General features: G+C 73.4%; 13 protein-coding genes and 1 riboswitch. Of the genes, 4 read left to right on the top strand and 9 right to left on the bottom strand.

Annotated features, from left to right (window positions below):
• Nucleotides 1-21: 21 nt before the first annotated feature.
• Nucleotides 22-630: a Uma2 family endonuclease gene (locus tag JNO44_RS28170; RefSeq protein ID WP_205366604.1), complete on the bottom strand. Its 609-nt coding sequence runs from the start codon at nt 628-630 to the stop codon at nt 22-24.
• A gap of 133 nt (nt 631-763) precedes the next feature.
• Between JNO44_RS28170 and JNO44_RS28165 the strand changes: the two genes are divergently transcribed.
• From JNO44_RS28165 to JNO44_RS28150, 4 genes are all read left to right on the top strand, one after another.
• Nucleotides 764-1,267, top strand: a complete 504-nt coding sequence (locus JNO44_RS28165) for a GNAT family N-acetyltransferase (protein ID WP_205366603.1) — start codon at nt 764-766, stop codon at nt 1,265-1,267.
• Between the two features lie 169 nt (nt 1,268-1,436).
• Nucleotides 1,437-1,589: riboswitch (cobalamin riboswitch) on the top strand.
• 164 nt (nt 1,590-1,753) lie between these two features.
• Complete coding sequence (locus JNO44_RS28160; RefSeq protein ID WP_205366602.1) at nt 1,754-4,159, top strand: ribonucleoside-diphosphate reductase subunit alpha; 2,406 nt, start codon at nt 1,754-1,756, stop codon at nt 4,157-4,159.
• Nucleotides 4,160-4,161: 2 nt separating this feature from the next.
• The gene (locus JNO44_RS28155) at nt 4,162-5,220 is read left to right on the top strand and encodes a ribonucleotide-diphosphate reductase subunit beta (RefSeq protein WP_205366601.1); all 1,059 of its coding nucleotides are present in this window, start codon (nt 4,162-4,164) and stop codon (nt 5,218-5,220) included.
• A 105-nt stretch (nt 5,221-5,325) separates the two neighbouring features.
• The gene (locus JNO44_RS28150) at nt 5,326-7,284 is read left to right on the top strand and encodes a transglycosylase domain-containing protein (RefSeq protein WP_205366600.1); all 1,959 of its coding nucleotides are present in this window, start codon (nt 5,326-5,328) and stop codon (nt 7,282-7,284) included.
• A 42-nt stretch (nt 7,285-7,326) separates the two neighbouring features.
• Here the strand turns inward: JNO44_RS28150 and def are convergent, their stop codons facing one another.
• From def to JNO44_RS28110, 8 genes are all read right to left on the bottom strand, one after another.
• Nucleotides 7,327-7,956 carry a peptide deformylase gene (def, locus tag JNO44_RS28145; protein WP_205366599.1) on the bottom strand — a complete coding sequence of 210 codons (630 nt, stop codon included), beginning with the start codon at nt 7,954-7,956 and terminating at the stop codon, nt 7,327-7,329.
• A 70-nt stretch (nt 7,957-8,026) separates the two neighbouring features.
• A complete protein-coding gene (locus JNO44_RS28140) occupies nt 8,027-9,025 on the bottom strand; it encodes a tetratricopeptide repeat protein (RefSeq protein ID WP_205366598.1) in 999 nt (332 codons plus the stop codon).
• Nucleotides 9,026-9,358: 333 nt separating this feature from the next.
• Entirely contained in the window at nt 9,359-10,726 is a 1,368-nt protein-coding gene (locus JNO44_RS28135) for an HD-GYP domain-containing protein (protein WP_240167686.1), read from the bottom strand.
• On the bottom strand, nt 10,723-12,126 hold the full coding sequence (locus JNO44_RS28130) for an HD-GYP domain-containing protein (RefSeq protein ID WP_205366597.1): 1,404 nt from the start codon (nt 12,124-12,126) through the stop codon (nt 10,723-10,725). The genes JNO44_RS28135 and JNO44_RS28130 overlap by 4 nt, the downstream gene beginning before the upstream one ends.
• A 273-nt stretch (nt 12,127-12,399) precedes the next feature.
• The gene (gene rsrA / locus JNO44_RS28125; RefSeq protein WP_039632928.1) at nt 12,400-12,792 is read right to left on the bottom strand and encodes a mycothiol system anti-sigma-R factor; all 393 of its coding nucleotides are present in this window, start codon (nt 12,790-12,792) and stop codon (nt 12,400-12,402) included.
• Entirely contained in the window at nt 12,789-13,490 is a 702-nt protein-coding gene (locus JNO44_RS28120; RefSeq protein ID WP_205370656.1) for a sigma-70 family RNA polymerase sigma factor, read from the bottom strand. The genes rsrA and JNO44_RS28120 overlap by 4 nt, the downstream gene beginning before the upstream one ends.
• 341 nt (nt 13,491-13,831) lie before the next feature.
• Nucleotides 13,832-14,479: an alpha/beta hydrolase family protein gene (locus JNO44_RS28115; RefSeq protein ID WP_205366596.1), complete on the bottom strand. Its 648-nt coding sequence runs from the start codon at nt 14,477-14,479 to the stop codon at nt 13,832-13,834.
• Between the two features lie 54 nt (nt 14,480-14,533).
• Complete coding sequence (locus JNO44_RS28110; protein ID WP_205366595.1) at nt 14,534-15,364, bottom strand: SOS response-associated peptidase; 831 nt, start codon at nt 15,362-15,364, stop codon at nt 14,534-14,536.
• Nucleotides 15,365-15,398 lie beyond the last annotated feature (34 nt).

Raw genomic sequence — 15,398 nt, 5'->3', positions numbered from 1 at the left:
CCGGAGCGCGGCAGCCCTCCACTATGCGGGGGAGGCACGCGGTCGGGAAGCGCAGTCCTCCAGCCGCCGGGTGTCGAACACCATGCCGACGGGAGACGGGAGGGCGAGCCGGTCGCCAAACGGCACGGTGTGGACTTCCACGTACCGCGCGCCGCGCGGCCGACTGCGGACGATCAACTCCCGCACCTCCCGGTCGACCAGGAGATAGACCGGGACACCGGTCGCCGCGTACACAGCGGGCTTCTCCTCCCGGGAGCACCGGTCGGTCTCGGGGGCGTACGCCGTGATCTCGGCCACCATCAACACCGACTCCGGGTCCCCCCATTCGCCCTGTCGGACGAAGGCTTCGCTGGGTGCGAGCGCGCCGTCCGCCCGGAGCCGATCGCTCTGGCACGGCCCCCCCTTGAGCCCCTGGGCCGAGTGGAGCCACAGTTCGGGACGCTGCGCGAGAGATCCGCGCGTCAGCCACTCGACGGCCATCCCGCGGCCCCCGTCCATCCTGGCCTTGGGTCTCGTCCGCCCGTTGACGAGCTCCAGCCATGCGCCCTCCTCCTCGCGGGCGTGTATCCGGGCCGTCTCCTCGAACTGCTCGGTGGGTGTGCGGAACGGCCGATCGGCGGGCGGGGCCATGGAACCTCCTCCTTCCGGAGCGCGGGCGGGGTGGAACAACAGCCGCTACCGACCATAGCGACGACCACTGACAGTGACCTCCGCACCCAACACCCCGGCCGCACATACCTGTTGGCTCGTTCACACTGACCCCATGGACATCACGATCAGGCCCATACGCCAGGCGGAGTTCGAGACGGTCGGGGAGCTGGTGGCGGAGGTGTATCTGGCCGAGGGGTTGCTGCACGGCGGGGAGCACGATCCATACGCGGCGGAGCTGCGGAAGGTGGCGCACCGCACGGAGCACGCCGAGGTGCTGGTGGCCTCGGACGGGGTGGACGGGACGGTGCTGGGGGCGGTGACGTTCGCGGCGCACGGCAGCCCGTACGCGGAGTTGGCCGGGCCCGGGGAGGGCGAGTTCCGGATGCTGGCGGTGCGGCCCGAGGGGCGCGGGCGCGGCATCGGGGAGGCCCTGGTGCGGGCCTGTCTGGGGCGGGCGCGGGAGCTGGGGCTGCGCGGGATGGTGCTGTCGAGCCAGCAGCACCTGCTGCCGGCGCACCGGCTCTACCGGCGGCTGGGGTTCGCGCGGGCGGCCGAGCGGGACTGGGCCCCGGTGCCCGGTCTGACGCTGTGGGCGTTCGCCCGCGAGCTGGTCTGAGCGGTGTTCCGGCGGGCTCCGGGTCGCGTTCGGGCGGGCCGCCGGCGGGGTTTCGGCGGGGTTCCGAGGCGTTTCGGAGGGGATCCGGGCGGGTCGGCGCTTCGTACACCTGGGGGAATGGTATGAGGCGGCGACACAAGATGTGGGGGTGCGTGCGGGGAGCGACACAAGATGTATGCTCGTCCTCGCTGTCGCCGCAGGGGAATCCGGTGCGAATCCGGAACTGTCCCGCAACGGTGTGCGAGCGCGGACCACGGCCCTTTCCTCAAGGGCCGGTCGCGCGCTCCCCAGTCCGAAGACCTGCCGACGGTACGCCCGCACCGCCATCGGTGCGGCGTCGATACGTCCGGGCCCCGAGGGATGGGCAGATGGACGCCGCGCGGCCGACCCGCGCACCTCCGGTTCGCCGCGGGGTGCCCCCTGCCCGCACGGCTCCCGTCATGCCGCCACCCCTCCCGGCCCCCGCCGAGTGAGGGAGAGCATCAGGTGACCATCGCGCCAACGGAGCCAGCGTCAGACGCCGAGGTCGTGCAGCCCGTGGTGGCCGCGCCTCCCGCGCACGCGGACGGGCCGGGCACCGCCCTGCTGCGGACGCTGACCGAGCTGACCGCGGACCTGACCGCGACCGACCCCGGCAAGGTGGCCGCCACCGCGCTGCGCGGCCGGCACCCCGGGTCCGACGAGGCCGAGTTGCGGTCGCTGGCCATCGAGGCCGCGGCCGGGCTGATCGCCGACGAGCCGCAGTACTCCAAGCTCGCCGCGCGGCTGCTCACCCTCGCCATCGCCGAGGAGGCCGCCGGCCAGGGCGCCACCTCCTTCTCGGCGTCGATCGCGGTCGGCCACCAGGAGGGGCTGATCGCGGACGTCACCGCCGCTTTCGTCGGCACCCACGCCGAGCGGCTGGACGCGCTGGTCGACGGGGCGCTGGAGGCCGGCGCCGACGACCGGTTCGGGTACTTCGGGCTGCGCACCCTGCACTCGCGCTACCTGCTGCGGCACCCCACCACCCGCAAGGTGCTCGAGACGCCCCAGCACTTCCTGCTGCGGGTGGCCTGCGGGCTCGCCGAGGACGACTCGGCGCGGGCGCTCGCGGACGTCGCCGAGCTGTACCGGATGACCAGCACGCTCTCCTACCTGCCGTCCTCCCCCACGCTCTTCAACTCCGGCACCCGCCACCCGCAGATGTCCTCCTGCTATCTGCTGGACTCCCCGCTGGACGAGCTGGACTCGATCTACGACCGCTACCACCAGGTGGCCCGGCTCTCGAAGCACGCCGGCGGGATCGGCCTGTCGTACTCCCGGATCCGCGCCCGCGGTTCGCTGATCCGCGGCACCAACGGGCACTCCAACGGCATCGTGCCGTTCCTGCGCACCCTGGACGCGTCGGTGGCCGCGGTCAACCAGGGCGGCCGCCGCAAGGGCGCGGCCTGCGTCTACCTGGAGAGCTGGCACGCCGACATCGAGGAATTCCTGGAGCTGCGGGACAACACCGGCGAGGAGGCCCGCCGGACCCACAACCTCAACATCGCGCACTGGATCCCGGACGAGTTCATGCGCCGGGTGGAGGCGGACGCGGACTGGTCGCTGTTCTCCCCGTCCGACGTGCCCAAGCTCGTCGACCTGTGGGGCGAGGAGTTCGACGCCGCCTACCGGGCGGCGGAGGCCGCGGGCAAGGCCCTCAAGCAGATCCCGGCGCGGGTGCTGTACTCCCGGATGATGCGCACCCTGGCGCAGACCGGCAACGGCTGGATGACGTTCAAGGACGCCGCCAACCGCACCGCCAACCAGACCGCCGAGCCCGGCCGGGTCGTGCACTCCTCGAACCTGTGCACGGAGATCCTGGAGGTGACCGACGACGGGGAGACCGCGGTCTGCAACCTGGGGTCGGTCAACCTCGCCGCGCACCTGGGCGCGGACGGCGAGATGGACTGGGAGCGGCTGGACGCCACCGTCCGCACCGCGGTGACCTTCCTCGACCGGGTCGTGGACATCAACTTCTACCCGACCGAGCAGGCCGCCGCCTCCAACTCCCGCTGGCGGCCGGTCGGTCTGGGCCTGATGGGCCTGCAGGACGTCTTCTTCCGGCTGCGGCTGCCGTTCGACTCGGCCGAGGCACGCGAGCTGTCGACCCGTATTTCCGAGCGGATCATGCTCGCCGCCTACGAGGCGTCCGCCGACCTCGCCGAGCGGCACGGCCCGCACGCGGCCTGGTCCGCGACCCGTACGGCGCGCGGCGTGCTGCACCCGGACCACTACCCGAACGCCGAACCGCGCTGGGCGGACCGCTGGACGGCGCTGCGCACCCGGATCGCCGCGACCGGGATGCGCAACTCGCTGCTGCTGGCCATCGCGCCGACCGCCACCATCGCCTCCATCGCCGGCGTCTACGAGTGCATCGAGCCGCAGGTCTCCAACCTCTTCAAGCGCGAGACGCTGTCCGGTGAGTTCCTCCAGGTCAACACGTACCTGATCGAGGAGCTCAAGGAGTTGGGCCTGTGGGACGCGCGGACCCGGGACGCGCTGCGGGAGGCCAACGGCTCCGTCCAGGAGCTGGCCTGGATCCCCGAGGACGTCCGGTACCGCTACCGCACCGCCTGGGAGATCCCCCAGCGCGCCCTGATCGACATGGCCGCGGACCGCACGCCGTACCTGGACCAGAGCCAGTCGCTCAACCTCTTCATGGCGTCGCCGACCATCGGCAAGCTCAGCTCGATGTACGCCTACGCCTGGAAGCGCGGCATCAAGACCACCTACTACCTGCGCTCGCGGCCGGCGACCCGGATCGCCCAGTCGGCCCGCGCCGCGTCCGTCCCCGCACAGCTGCCGGTGGCCGACCCCGAGGCGGTCGCCTGCTCCCTGGAAAACCCCGAGTCCTGCGAGGCATGCCAGTAATCATGACCACTGCACCCGAGAAGAACGCCGGCGCCGCCCACACCGTCACCGCCGGCGGCCGTAAGAACCTCCTCGACCCGGGGTTCGAGCTGACCCTGCGTCCCATGCGCTACCCGGACTTCTACGACCGCTACCGGGACGCGATCAAGAACACCTGGACCGTGGAGGAGGTCGACCTCCACTCCGACGTCGCCGACCTCGCCAAGCTCTCCCCGGGCGAGCAGCACCTCATCGGCCGTCTGGTGGCGTTCTTCGCCACCGGCGACTCGATCGTGGCCAACAACCTCGTCCTGACGCTGTACAAGCACATCAACTCCCCCGAGGCGCGGCTCTACTTGAGCCGTCAGCTCTTCGAGGAGGCGGTGCACGTCCAGTTCTATCTGACGCTGCTGGACACCTACCTGCCCGACCCGGACGACCGGGCCGCCGCCTTCGCCGCGGTGGAGAACATCCCGTCCATCCGCGAGAAGGCGGAGTTCTGCTTCACGTGGATGGACCACGTCGACCAGCTGGACCAGCTGGAGAGCAAGGCCGACCGCCGCCGCTTCCTGCTGAACCTGATCTGCTTCGCGGCGTGCATCGAGGGCCTGTTCTTCTACGGCGCGTTCGCGTACGTGTACTGGTTCCGCTCGCGCGGCCTGCTGCACGGCCTGGCCACCGGCACCAACTGGGTCTTCCGCGACGAGACCATGCACATGGACTTCGCGTTCTCGGTGGTGGACACCGTCCGCGAGGAGGAGCCCGACCTCTTCGACGACGCGCTCCAGCAGCAGGTCACCGACATGCTCAAGGAGGCCGTGGAGGCGGAGCTGCAGTTCGCCCGCGACCTGTGCGGCGACGGCCTGCCGGGCATGAACACCGACTCGATGCGCGAGTACCTCCAGTGCGTGGCCGACCAGCGGCTGCAGCGCCTGGGCTTCGCCCCGGTGTACGGCTCGGAGAACCCGTTCTCCTTCATGGAGCTGCAGAACGTCCAGGAGCTGACCAACTTCTTCGAGCGGCGCGCCTCGGCCTACCAGGTCGCCGTCGAGGGCTCGGTCTCGTTCGACGACGACTTCTGATCCCGGCCGCCCGACCTGTCGTCCGGCCACCCGCCGAATGTGAGCGTTCGATTAGCGGGTGGCCGGAGCGGCAACCGGAGCCCGTGCCACCACATCTACGCAGATATGGAGGGCAGGAAGAAAAGTCGCCGATACATCGACTACCCCCGTCTCGGCCGCAAGGGGGTGCGCCGCTGGCTGCCGTCATGGCGCCTGTGGCTGGGCACGTTCACCTTCGTCCTCGCCGCTCTGGCGGGGCTGTTCGCGTTCGTCTACGCGAAGACCGACATCCCCAACGAGAACGCGCTGGCCGCCCGCGAGGCCACCGTCTACTACTGGGCGGACGGCAGCCAGATGGTCAGCGTTGGCGCCGTCAACCGGCAGAACGTCACCCTCGACAAGGTGCCCAAGCACGTCCAGAACGCGGTGATAGCGGCGGAGAACGCCACCTTCTACGAGGACCACGGGGTCTCCCTCACCGGCATCGGCCGGGCCGTGGTGAACATGCTCTCCGGCGGGGACACCCAGGGCGGTTCGACCATCACCCAGCAGTATGTGAAGAACACCTATCTCTCGCCGGACCAGACCGCCACCCGCAAGGTGAAGGAATTCATCATCGCGCTGAAGGTCAACAACCGGAAGTCCAAGCCGGAGATCCTGCGGGGCTACCTCAACACCAGCTGGTTCGGGCGGGGTTCGAACGGCATACAGGCCGCGGCGCACGCCTATTACGGCATCGACGCCAAGGACCTCAATCCCAGCCAGGGCGCCCTGCTGGCCGCCGTGCTGAAGGGCTCCGAGCAGTACGACCCGGGGCTGAGCAAAGCCAACCACGCCCGGGCGGTGGCCCGTTGGAAGTGGATCCTCGACCGGCTGGTCGCCACCGGCGCGATGAGCCAGGAGGAGCGGGCGCAGTACCGCGACTTCCCCGAGCCGCACCCGGTGGCCAAGCCCACCAGCCAGGCCGGCCAGATCGGCTATCTCGTGGACATCGCCAACAAGTTCGTCAAGAGCGCCACCGGGCTGACCGACAAGGACCTGGCCCGCGGCGGCTACCGCATCCACACCACGTTCGACAAACAGCGCACCCACCGGCTGGAACAGGCGGTCGACGGCGTCCGCGCGAAGAGCCTCGATCCGAAGAAGCGCGCCGCGGACACCTTCGTGGAGTTCGGCGCGGCCTCGGTGCGCCCCGGCGACGGCGCGATCGTCGCGCTCTACGGCGGCGCCGACGCCACCCGGCACTTCAGCAACAACGCCGACACCACGGCGGTGCCAGCCGGCTCCGCCTTCAAGCCGTTCGTGCTGGCCACCGCCCTCCAGCAGGAGGCCGAGCAGTACGGCGACCAGCCGCGCCCGGTGGACGCCCCCAGCCGGGCCGAGGAGCTGCGCGGCGCCCTGATGCAGGGCGACAACATCCCGTTCGTGCAGGCGGGGAAGCAACTCGGACTGGAGCGGATCCGGGACCTGACGCTCGGCCTCGGGCTGCGCAAGGAGAGCCTGGCGCAGCTGGAGCAGACCTTCCCGCTGGGCACCTCGGCACCCAGCGCCGTCCGGCTGGCCAGCGCGTACACCACCTTCGCCAACGGCGGGCTGCACGCCGAGCCGTACGCGGTCGCGAAGATGACTCACCAGGGCAAGGCCGTGACCGGGTTCGAGCGCACCGAGCCGCAGCGGGTGGTCACCCCGGCGGTCGCGCAGGAGATGACCAACACGCTGTCGGGGCTGGGCTGGCGGGCGCTGGGCGTGCCGGGCGGGACGCCGGTGCGGCAGCCGGTCGCGGCCGGGGTCAGCGAGGCCAAGGACCGGATGAAGTCGGCGTGGTTCGTCGGCTCCCCGCCGCCGGCCGGCGCCGCCGACTGGGGCGCGGGGTGGGCCGGGTCGGGACCCGGCGGGGCCGGTGTCCGCGCCGACCGGGCCTCCGGCCGGGGTGACGGTGGCGAGCCCACCACCGCGATCACTCTGTTCCGCAACAAACCGGGCGCGCCCCAGCTGCTGCCGCTGAACGGCGTCGGCGGCCCCGACACCGGGCTGGGCACCTCGCTCCCGCCCCAGGTCTGGGCCGCCTACCAGAACGACGCGTAGGGCCGGTCCGGATCAGGGCCGGAGCCCCGCCGCGCCGTCGTCTCAGTCGTTGGGGACGACGGGGTAGCGGGGCTCCCGCTCGGCCATCTGCTTCAGCGCGTCCTTGCGATCCCGCTTGGAGAGCCGGTCGATGTAGAGGTAGCCGTAGAGGTGGTCGGTCTCGTGCTGGAGGCAGCGCGCGAAGTAGCCGGTGCCCTGGACCACGATCGGCTCGCCCTCGGCGTTCTGGCCGCGGACCACCGCGTAGTCGGGGCGGGGCAGCTCGGCGTACGCGCCGGGGACGGACAGGCAGCCCTCGTTGGAGTCGTCCAGCACCCGACGGCCGGCGGGCAGCTCGTCCAGGACGGGGTTGCACACCGCGCCGACGTGCCGGACGCCCTCGTCGTCCAGGCAGTCGTAGACGAAGACCTTGAGGTCCACGCCGATCTGGTTCGCGGCCAGGCCGACGCCCTCGGCGGTGCGCTGGCTGGCGAACATGTCGTCGATCAGCTGCGCCAGCTCGTCGTCGAACGCGGTGACGTCCTTGCACTCCTTGTGGAGGACCGGGTTGCCGACCACGGTGATCGGACGGGAGGTGCCGCGCTCCCGGTGGGCCGCCTCGCGCTCCTCGGCGTCCGTGACGTCGTCGATGAACTCGACGCTCTCCTGCTGATCACTGTCCTGCTGGGCCATCTCCGCCGTACGCCTTCCTACAAAACCCTCGGGGAACGCCCTACAGCCTACGGGGGGACGCGGTCACCGCTCAGCAGACCTCTTCAAGATCACGCCATTCCCGGGTGTCCGGGCTGTCCGCGACCCAGCCGTCCAGCAGCCCGCGCACCAGGGCCGCGGGCGCCGCGATGCCGCACTCGCGCTCGGGGACCCACAGCGAGCCGGAGCCCGCCGTGCGGTGGCCCAGCGGCCCGGGGTGGCCCGGCTCGCTGTGGTCGTGCGGGTCCAGGTGCTCGCCGTCGCCGTCGTCGCTGGGCATCCGGCTCTCGGAGCACGTGCGGCACAGCAGTCGCACCGACGACGACCAGTCCTCCGCGGCGAAGCCGGCGTCGGCCGCCAGTTGCTCCAGGGCGTCCCGGTCGGCCTCGGAGGCGGCCTCCAGGAGCACCACCCAGGTGGGTACCGGGGAGGGCGCCCACAGCTCGATCTCGTCGAAGACCGGGAACGCCCGGGTCTCGCCGCCGACCGCGGTGGTGGTCCGCTCGCCGTGCGGGACGCCGTCGTGCAGCACCACCTCGCCCCAGCGCCGCCCGGAGGACGGCAGCGGGATGGAGAGCACCTCGATCCGGGCCGGGTCCAGGCGGCGGCCCCAGACCACCTCCGCCTCGCCCTCGGGCGAGAGCCGGACCGCGGCGCTGCCCAGCGCCATGCCCAGCGGCTCCCCGGTGGGCGAGCCCTCGCCGGGGACCTTCAGCCCGTACGCCTGCCAGGCGCGGCGGGCCAGCGGCCAGTCCTGGAGGGCGGTGGCGGCGATGCCCACGTTCCACCAGTCGGGGGCCCCGGTCTCGCGGTCCAGCAGCGCCACCGCGCGCAGTCCGGCGGCCCGGGCCTGCTCCCAGTCGTGCCGGAACTTGTGCAGCAGCGCGAGGTTGAACCAGGACTCCGACAGCCAGGGCTCCATGTCCGCCGCGCGGGTCAGGAGCGCCCCCGCATCCTCGTAACGGCCGTCGCCGATCAGCGTGAAAGCGCGGTCGGTCGCCTGCCGCCACGAGGCGGAGGGCCGGTGCCGTACCTTGCCGAAGATCCTCACGATTCCCGCCTGCTGGTTGCTCTTGTGCCGCTCCGGAGGTGTCCCGGGCGGCGCCCGGGGCCTTCTGGGGGCCCACTCGACAACCTGCCACAGATTGCCGTCGGGCTCAGCCTGGTGCGCTGCGCCCCCGTGCGGCTCATGCCCTGCGCCGACCCCCTGAACCCCCGTTCAGGGGGCTCCCTTCGCATCCAACCATGCCCATCTCGCGGGGCGCTCATTACCCATGGGTTCCCGTGCGGTGGACGGCCCGGGAACACCATGCGGCAGGGGTGTGCGGGGCCCGCCCCGGGAGCGTACGGGCCCCTTCCACGCTCCGGCGCACACCGTGCGCGATCAGCCCGCCGGCCCCCCGCGCGCCAGCACCCGGGCGAGCGCCTCGACCACCCCCGGCTCGTGGTCCCTGGCGGTGGCCAGCCGCAGCCGTTCCAGGGCGCGCAGCCGCCCGGCGGGGCCGGCGGCGCCCGCCACGAGGTCGTCGTAGGCGTTGACGGTGCGGACGATACGGGCGGTGACCGGCTGGTCCCGGTACGGATCGGCCTGCCGCTCGACGATCACCGCGACCTGTGCCGGGGCGCCGGTCTGCCGGGCCACGGCGCCGCCGAGCAGGGCGATCCGGCGCTGTTCGGCGGCCGGCAGCGGGACGGTGGCGCCGTCCGGCACCGGGTCGACGAGCGAGAGCTGGCCGATGTCGTGCATCAGGGCGGCGTGTTCGAGGACGTCCAAGTCCGCTCCGCCGAGCCCGAGTTCCCGGCCGACCGCGCGGCTGAGCGCGGCGACCCGGCGGGCGTGGCCGGGCGGGGTGCAGCCGGCGATCTCGGTGGCGCGGGCCAGCGAGGCGATGGTCTGGCGGTAGGTGGCGCGCACCGCCGCGTACCGGCGGAAGGCGATCTGGGTGAGCAGCAGCGGCAGGCAGAACACCGGCAGCGCCCACAGCCCGGCGGCGGCGACGGCCAGCGCGATGACCACGCCGGTGGCGCAGATGGCGGTGCCGATGCCGGGCAGCGCCCGCAACTCGTCGTGCAGCAGCGGCCCGTACGGCCAGCCGGTCCGGGCCCGGGTCAGCGCCGCCGCCAGCACCGCGTCGCACAGCGCGGTCAGCCCCAGCAGCACGGCCAGGAAGAGCGGGCGGACCGGACCGGCCGCACCCCAGGAACGCAAGACGTCGACGTGGTACAGGGGTTGGCAGCAGGTGGCGGCGAACCCGACGGTCAGCACCCGGCGGGCCAGCGGGTCCAGCGCCGGCCCGCCGCCGCGCACCAGGTACGGGACGAGCCCCACCAGCCCGGCCGCCACCACCACCGCCACGGTCTGCGGGACCCCGTGCACGGCCGGCCGCCCGCCGGTGGCGTCGAGCAGCGCGTACCCGAGCGCCCCGGCCGCGCCGAGCGGGGCGCCCTCCCGCAGACCGGGGAGCTGCTGCGGCCGGCGCACCGAGGGGATCGGAGGCTCCGCCGGGGAGGGGGCTCCCGCCGCCGGAGCGACGTCGGGGGCGGGTGCGGAGCGGGGCGCTCGGGGCGGGTCGGGCCGGTGGCCGGCCGGCCGGGCGGGGACCCGGCGCACCGCCTCGCCGGCCGCGATCAGCGCCCCGAAGGCCAGCGCGGTGCGCGGCCCGGTGATCCCGTGCCACAGGGTGTGGCCCAGGCCCCAGCAGGCCAGTACGGCGGCCGGCCCGTACACCCAGGCGGTCGCGCGGCGGCTCATCGGGCGGCGCCGTGGCCCGCGCCCGGCCGGTGGGCCCGGGCCGGAGGGACGTTTCCGCGCCCCGCCGGGACCGGGTCCGGCGCCCGCTGCTCGTCCGCCGTCACCTGGTCCGGCCGCCAGCCGTGCTTGTCGAGGGCGGCGGCCAGCGCCCGGACCATCCGCGGGTCGAACTGCGTCCCGGCGCACCGGCGGAGTTCGGCGACCGCGGCGGGGACCGGGCGGGCGCGGCGGTAGGAGCGGGTGGAGGTCATCGCGTCGAAGGCGTCGGCGACCGCCACCACCCGGGCGCATTCCGGGATGTGATGCCCCGTCAGTCCGTAGGGGTAGCCGCTGCCGTCCATCCGCTCGTGGTGGTGCAGGATCGCCGCCCGCGCCTCGCCGAGGAAGCCGATGCCGCGCACGATCTCGTGGCCGTACTCGGGGTGCAGCTCGATGATCCGGCGCTCCTGCGGGGTCAACGGGCCGTCCTTGCGCAGCAGCCGGGTGGGGACGCCGAGTTTGCCGACGTCGTGCAGGATCCCGGCGAACCGCAGCACCTCCAGCCGGTCCTCCGCCATGCCCAGCTCCCGGGCGATCAGCACCGACGCCCGCCCGACCCGCTCGCTGTGCCCGCGGGTGTAGCGGTCCTTGAGGTCCACGGCCTGGACGAGGGCCCGCACGGTGGCCTGGTGGGCGGCGCGTTCCCGCTGGTACTGCGCGGACGCCCAACAGGACAGGTGCACCGGCAGCAGCACCAGCAGCGCTGCCGGCGGCCCGTAGACGCTGTGCCAGAGCACCGCCATCATCAGCCCGGTCAGCCCGTGGACGAGGTGCGGGACCGGCAGCCGGGCCGCCGGGCCGCGCCAGGCGGTGCGCACGGGGTGCCGCTCGGCGAGGACCAGCACCCCGCCGCCGAGCGCGACGAGCACGGCGCAGAAGGCCCCGGCGGCGGCCAGCGCGGGCGGCAGCAGCTCCGGGAAGGGCGCGGCGGCCGGGGCGGCGGGCGCGGCGGTCCGGAAGACCTGGGCGGCCGTCCAGGCGGCGAGGGCGAGTTCGGCGGTGTGCCAGACACGGCGGGCCACCGGCCAGGGCCGGGCGGCCGGGGTGAGCAGGGCGCCGGGGACGGCGACCAGGACGGCCAGCGACGGCGGCAGCAGGAAGGATCCGGCGAGGACGACGGGGGTGGCCCAGCCCGGCGGAAACGTCCCGGGCGTTGCGTCGGGGCCGGTGGACTGCCGTGCGGGGCCGTCGGTCAGCGGGCAACGGCGCATCCGCTCGCACAGGCCGTGGAGGGCGCCGAGGGCCAGCGCGCCGGTCCAGGGGGCGGCGGCGCCGAGCCGGACCGCGGGGGCCGCGCAGAGCGCCGCGGCCAGGGCGGCACAGCCGATGTACATCCGCGCGGCCGCCGGAAGTTCCCGCATCGCGCTCTCCTCACCCTCCCCCAGCCACCGCTGGGAGGTGCCCCCAGCCCGACGCACCCGCCGCCACACGGCGGGAGACCACGCACCGCGGGGGTCCGGCGAGAATAGAGGGGCCGGGGCGCCGGCGGAGGCGCATCGGCGGATCGAGCGGGACGGATCGCCCCACCCCTCACTCCCAGGGATGACGGGAGCGCGCGCCCGTTCGAGACACGGGCGGGTCGGGTGTACGCACGCGGGCCGTGCGGAGCCGGGCTCCGGAGGGGCCGTGCGGTCCTACTCGGCGTGCGCGGCGTTGCCCGCCGCGTCGGCCTTCGGGGACGCGCCGGCGGCGCCCTGGGCGTCCGCCGCCCGCTCCCGCTGGGCCTGTTCGTGCCGGGCCTGGTCCAGCACGCTCACCTCGGGCACGGTCTCGCCGGCCCGGATCAGCTCGATCCGGCCCATGACCTTCGACCGCAGGTCCACGGGCACGTCGTCGTGCCCGCAGCAGCGCTTGACCAGCTTCTTGACGGCCTGCTCCAGGCCGTACTTCTCCAGGCACGGCGAGCACTCGTCGAGATGGACCTGGAAGTCGGCGCACTCCCCGGCCGGCATCTCGCGGTCGAGATACTCGTAAAGGTGGTCAAGGACCTCTGAGCAGTCCTTCTCGTGCGGCTCTCCGCAGCTCATGATCCCGAGCCTTTCCGGTCGTGCGACTCCGGCGCCGGCGCGGACTGCGCCTCGGCAGCCGCCCCCGCCGGGACCAGCCCGCGCTCACGGGCGTAATCCTCCAGCATGCCGCGCAGTTGGCGCCGGCCACGGTGGAGACGGGACATCACCGTGCCGATGGGTGTCCCCATGATGTCGGCGATCTCCTTGTACGCAAAGCCCTCGACGTCCGCGAGATAGACGGCGATCCGGAATTCCTCGGGGATCGCCTGGAGCGCGGCCTTCACGTCCGAGTCGGGGAGGTGGTCCAGCGCCTGCGACTCGGCGGAGCGCAGACCCGTCGACATGTGGGACTCGGCGCGGGCGAGCTGCCAGTCCTCGATCTCGTCGGCGGCGCTGCGCTGCGGCTCACGCTGCTTCTTGCGGTAGGAGTTGATGAAGGTGTTGGTGAGGATCCGGTACAGCCACGCCTTGAGGTTGGTGCCCTCCCGGAACTGGTGGAAGGACGCGTACGCCTTGGCGTACGTCTCCTGCACCAGGTCCTCCGCGTCGGCCGGATTGCGCGTCATGCGCAGGGCGGCGGAGTACATCTGGTCGAGGAAGACGAGGGCATCCCGCTCGAAGCGCGCATTGCGCTCGACGTCGCTCTCCGTCCGGCCCGTGGGCTGCTCCGCAGCCGAGCCGTCGGTCCCTGCGTCGGTTCCGGTGACCGGACCCACCTCCTCCAACACCGTGGCGGATCCCGCGACTGCCGCCGCGGACCCTCTCGATTCGGAGAATAGACGACGATCCGGTGCCGCCGCCGCTCCAGCCAGGGCGGGCTGCGTCACCTGCATCTGCGACCACTGCAGGTCGGCGGCCGGACGGGCCGGGCAAGCGATTCCCATGCGACGGACTCCCATTCCTCGTGCGCGCTGGACGTACTCCACTGCCTTCGCCTGGCACAACAGCGGCACGGGTGCGGATCATTCCCGGCCGGACGGGCCGGTTTCGCCGCCTGTTCCGGCGGGCCGGGCCGGGGCTCCGCGCATCGGGCGGCGCCCCGCCCGGTCCCGGTCGGTCAGCCGAACATCCCGTCCAGCCACGCCACCACCGCGTCGGTGAGCACCGCCATCGACTCCGCCTCGGTCACCCCCGCCGACTTCGGCACCGCGAAGCCGTGGTCGCCGTAGGCCACCTCGGTGAGCCCGGTGCCCGCGGGGAACTCCTCGGGGCGCCCGAACGGGTCCCGGCCGCCCTGCACCACCAGGGTCGGCACCCCGGCGCCGGTGAGCTCCTCGGCCCGGGACTTCTCCGGCTTCCCCGGCGGGTGCAGCGGGAAGCTCAGCGCCAGCACGGCCTGCGCGCCCAGCTCGCGCGCCGTGCGGCAGGCCACCCTGGCGCCGGCGCTCCGACCGCCCGCGACCACCGGCAGGCCGGGCTTCTCCAGCGCCGGCCAGAGCGCCGTCCACCCGGTGTCCAGGGTCTTCGGCGCGGGCGCCACCTTCTTGCCGGCCACCCGCCACGGCTGCTCGACCAGCGCCACGGTGTAGCCGCGGGCCGGCAGCGCGGCCGCCAGGGCCTGCAGGTCACGGGCCTCGATGCCGCCGCCCGCGCCGTGGCTGACGGCGACCACGGCCCGGGCCGGCTCGGCGTCGCGGTACCAGGAGATCCGGGCGTCGCCCACCGGCGTCGCGACCGTCTCGCTCTCGTTCGCCCTCGTACTCATACGCCCATCCTGCCCGGGCCGCGCCGGGGAGTGCGGCGCGGCCCGCCCGGCGCGTCAGAACAGCGTGCCGACCTCGGGGCCTTCGAGCTCGGTGACCAGCTCCGGACCGTTGTTGCGGACGTTGCTGACGCCGGTGGGGACCGGGTGGGCCCGCATCAGCCCGGGCGGCGGCGGGGCGAGCAGCGCGCGCAGGTCGTCGGGGTCGGTGCGGGCCGGGTCGAGCCAGGCGTCCCAGCGGTCCGGCGGCAGCACCAGCGGCATCCGCGGGTGGATGTCGGCGAGCGTCCGCGGGCCGTCGTCCCCGGTGGCCCCGGCCAGCGGGGTGGTCTCGGCCTCGGTGGTGACGACCGTGCAGGTCACCCACCAGGCCAGCGGGTGGTCGCCGGGCAGGGTGCGGTCCCGCCAGAACTCGTAGAGGCCGGCCATCGCCATCACCGAGCCGTCCGCCGGCGTCACGAAGTACGGCTGCTTGCGGGGCCGCTTCTTCCGGCCCTGCTCCTCCAGCTCCCGCTCGGCGGCGCCGGTGACCCACTCGAAGTAGCCGTCCCCGGGGAGCAGGCAGCGGCGGGCCGCGAACGCCTGCCGGAACGAGGGCTTCTCATGCACCGTCTCGGCCCGGGCGTTGATCATCCGCGCGGCGCCCTCGGGTGATTTCGCCCACGACGGGACCAGGCCCCACTTGAGCGTCCGCAGCTGGCGCACCGGGCCAGGCGGGAAAGCGGCGGCGGCCTCGCCCTTGAGGGGACGTTCCAGTACCGCCTGCACGTTGGCCGTCGGAGCGATGTTCCAACTGGGCGCCAGGGTCTCCGTGGGCTGCCACTGCTGGACGTCGAAGATGCCGACCAGGTCCTCGGGCTGCCGGCTCGCTGCATACCTACCGCACATGCATGCCACACTGCCATGCACGCCGAAGGGAGAC

The organism is Streptomyces noursei (assembly GCF_016917755.1).
GTDB lineage: Bacteria > Actinomycetota > Actinomycetes > Streptomycetales > Streptomycetaceae > Streptomyces > Streptomyces yunnanensis.
This window is presented reverse-complemented; position numbering and strand designations above follow the sequence as displayed.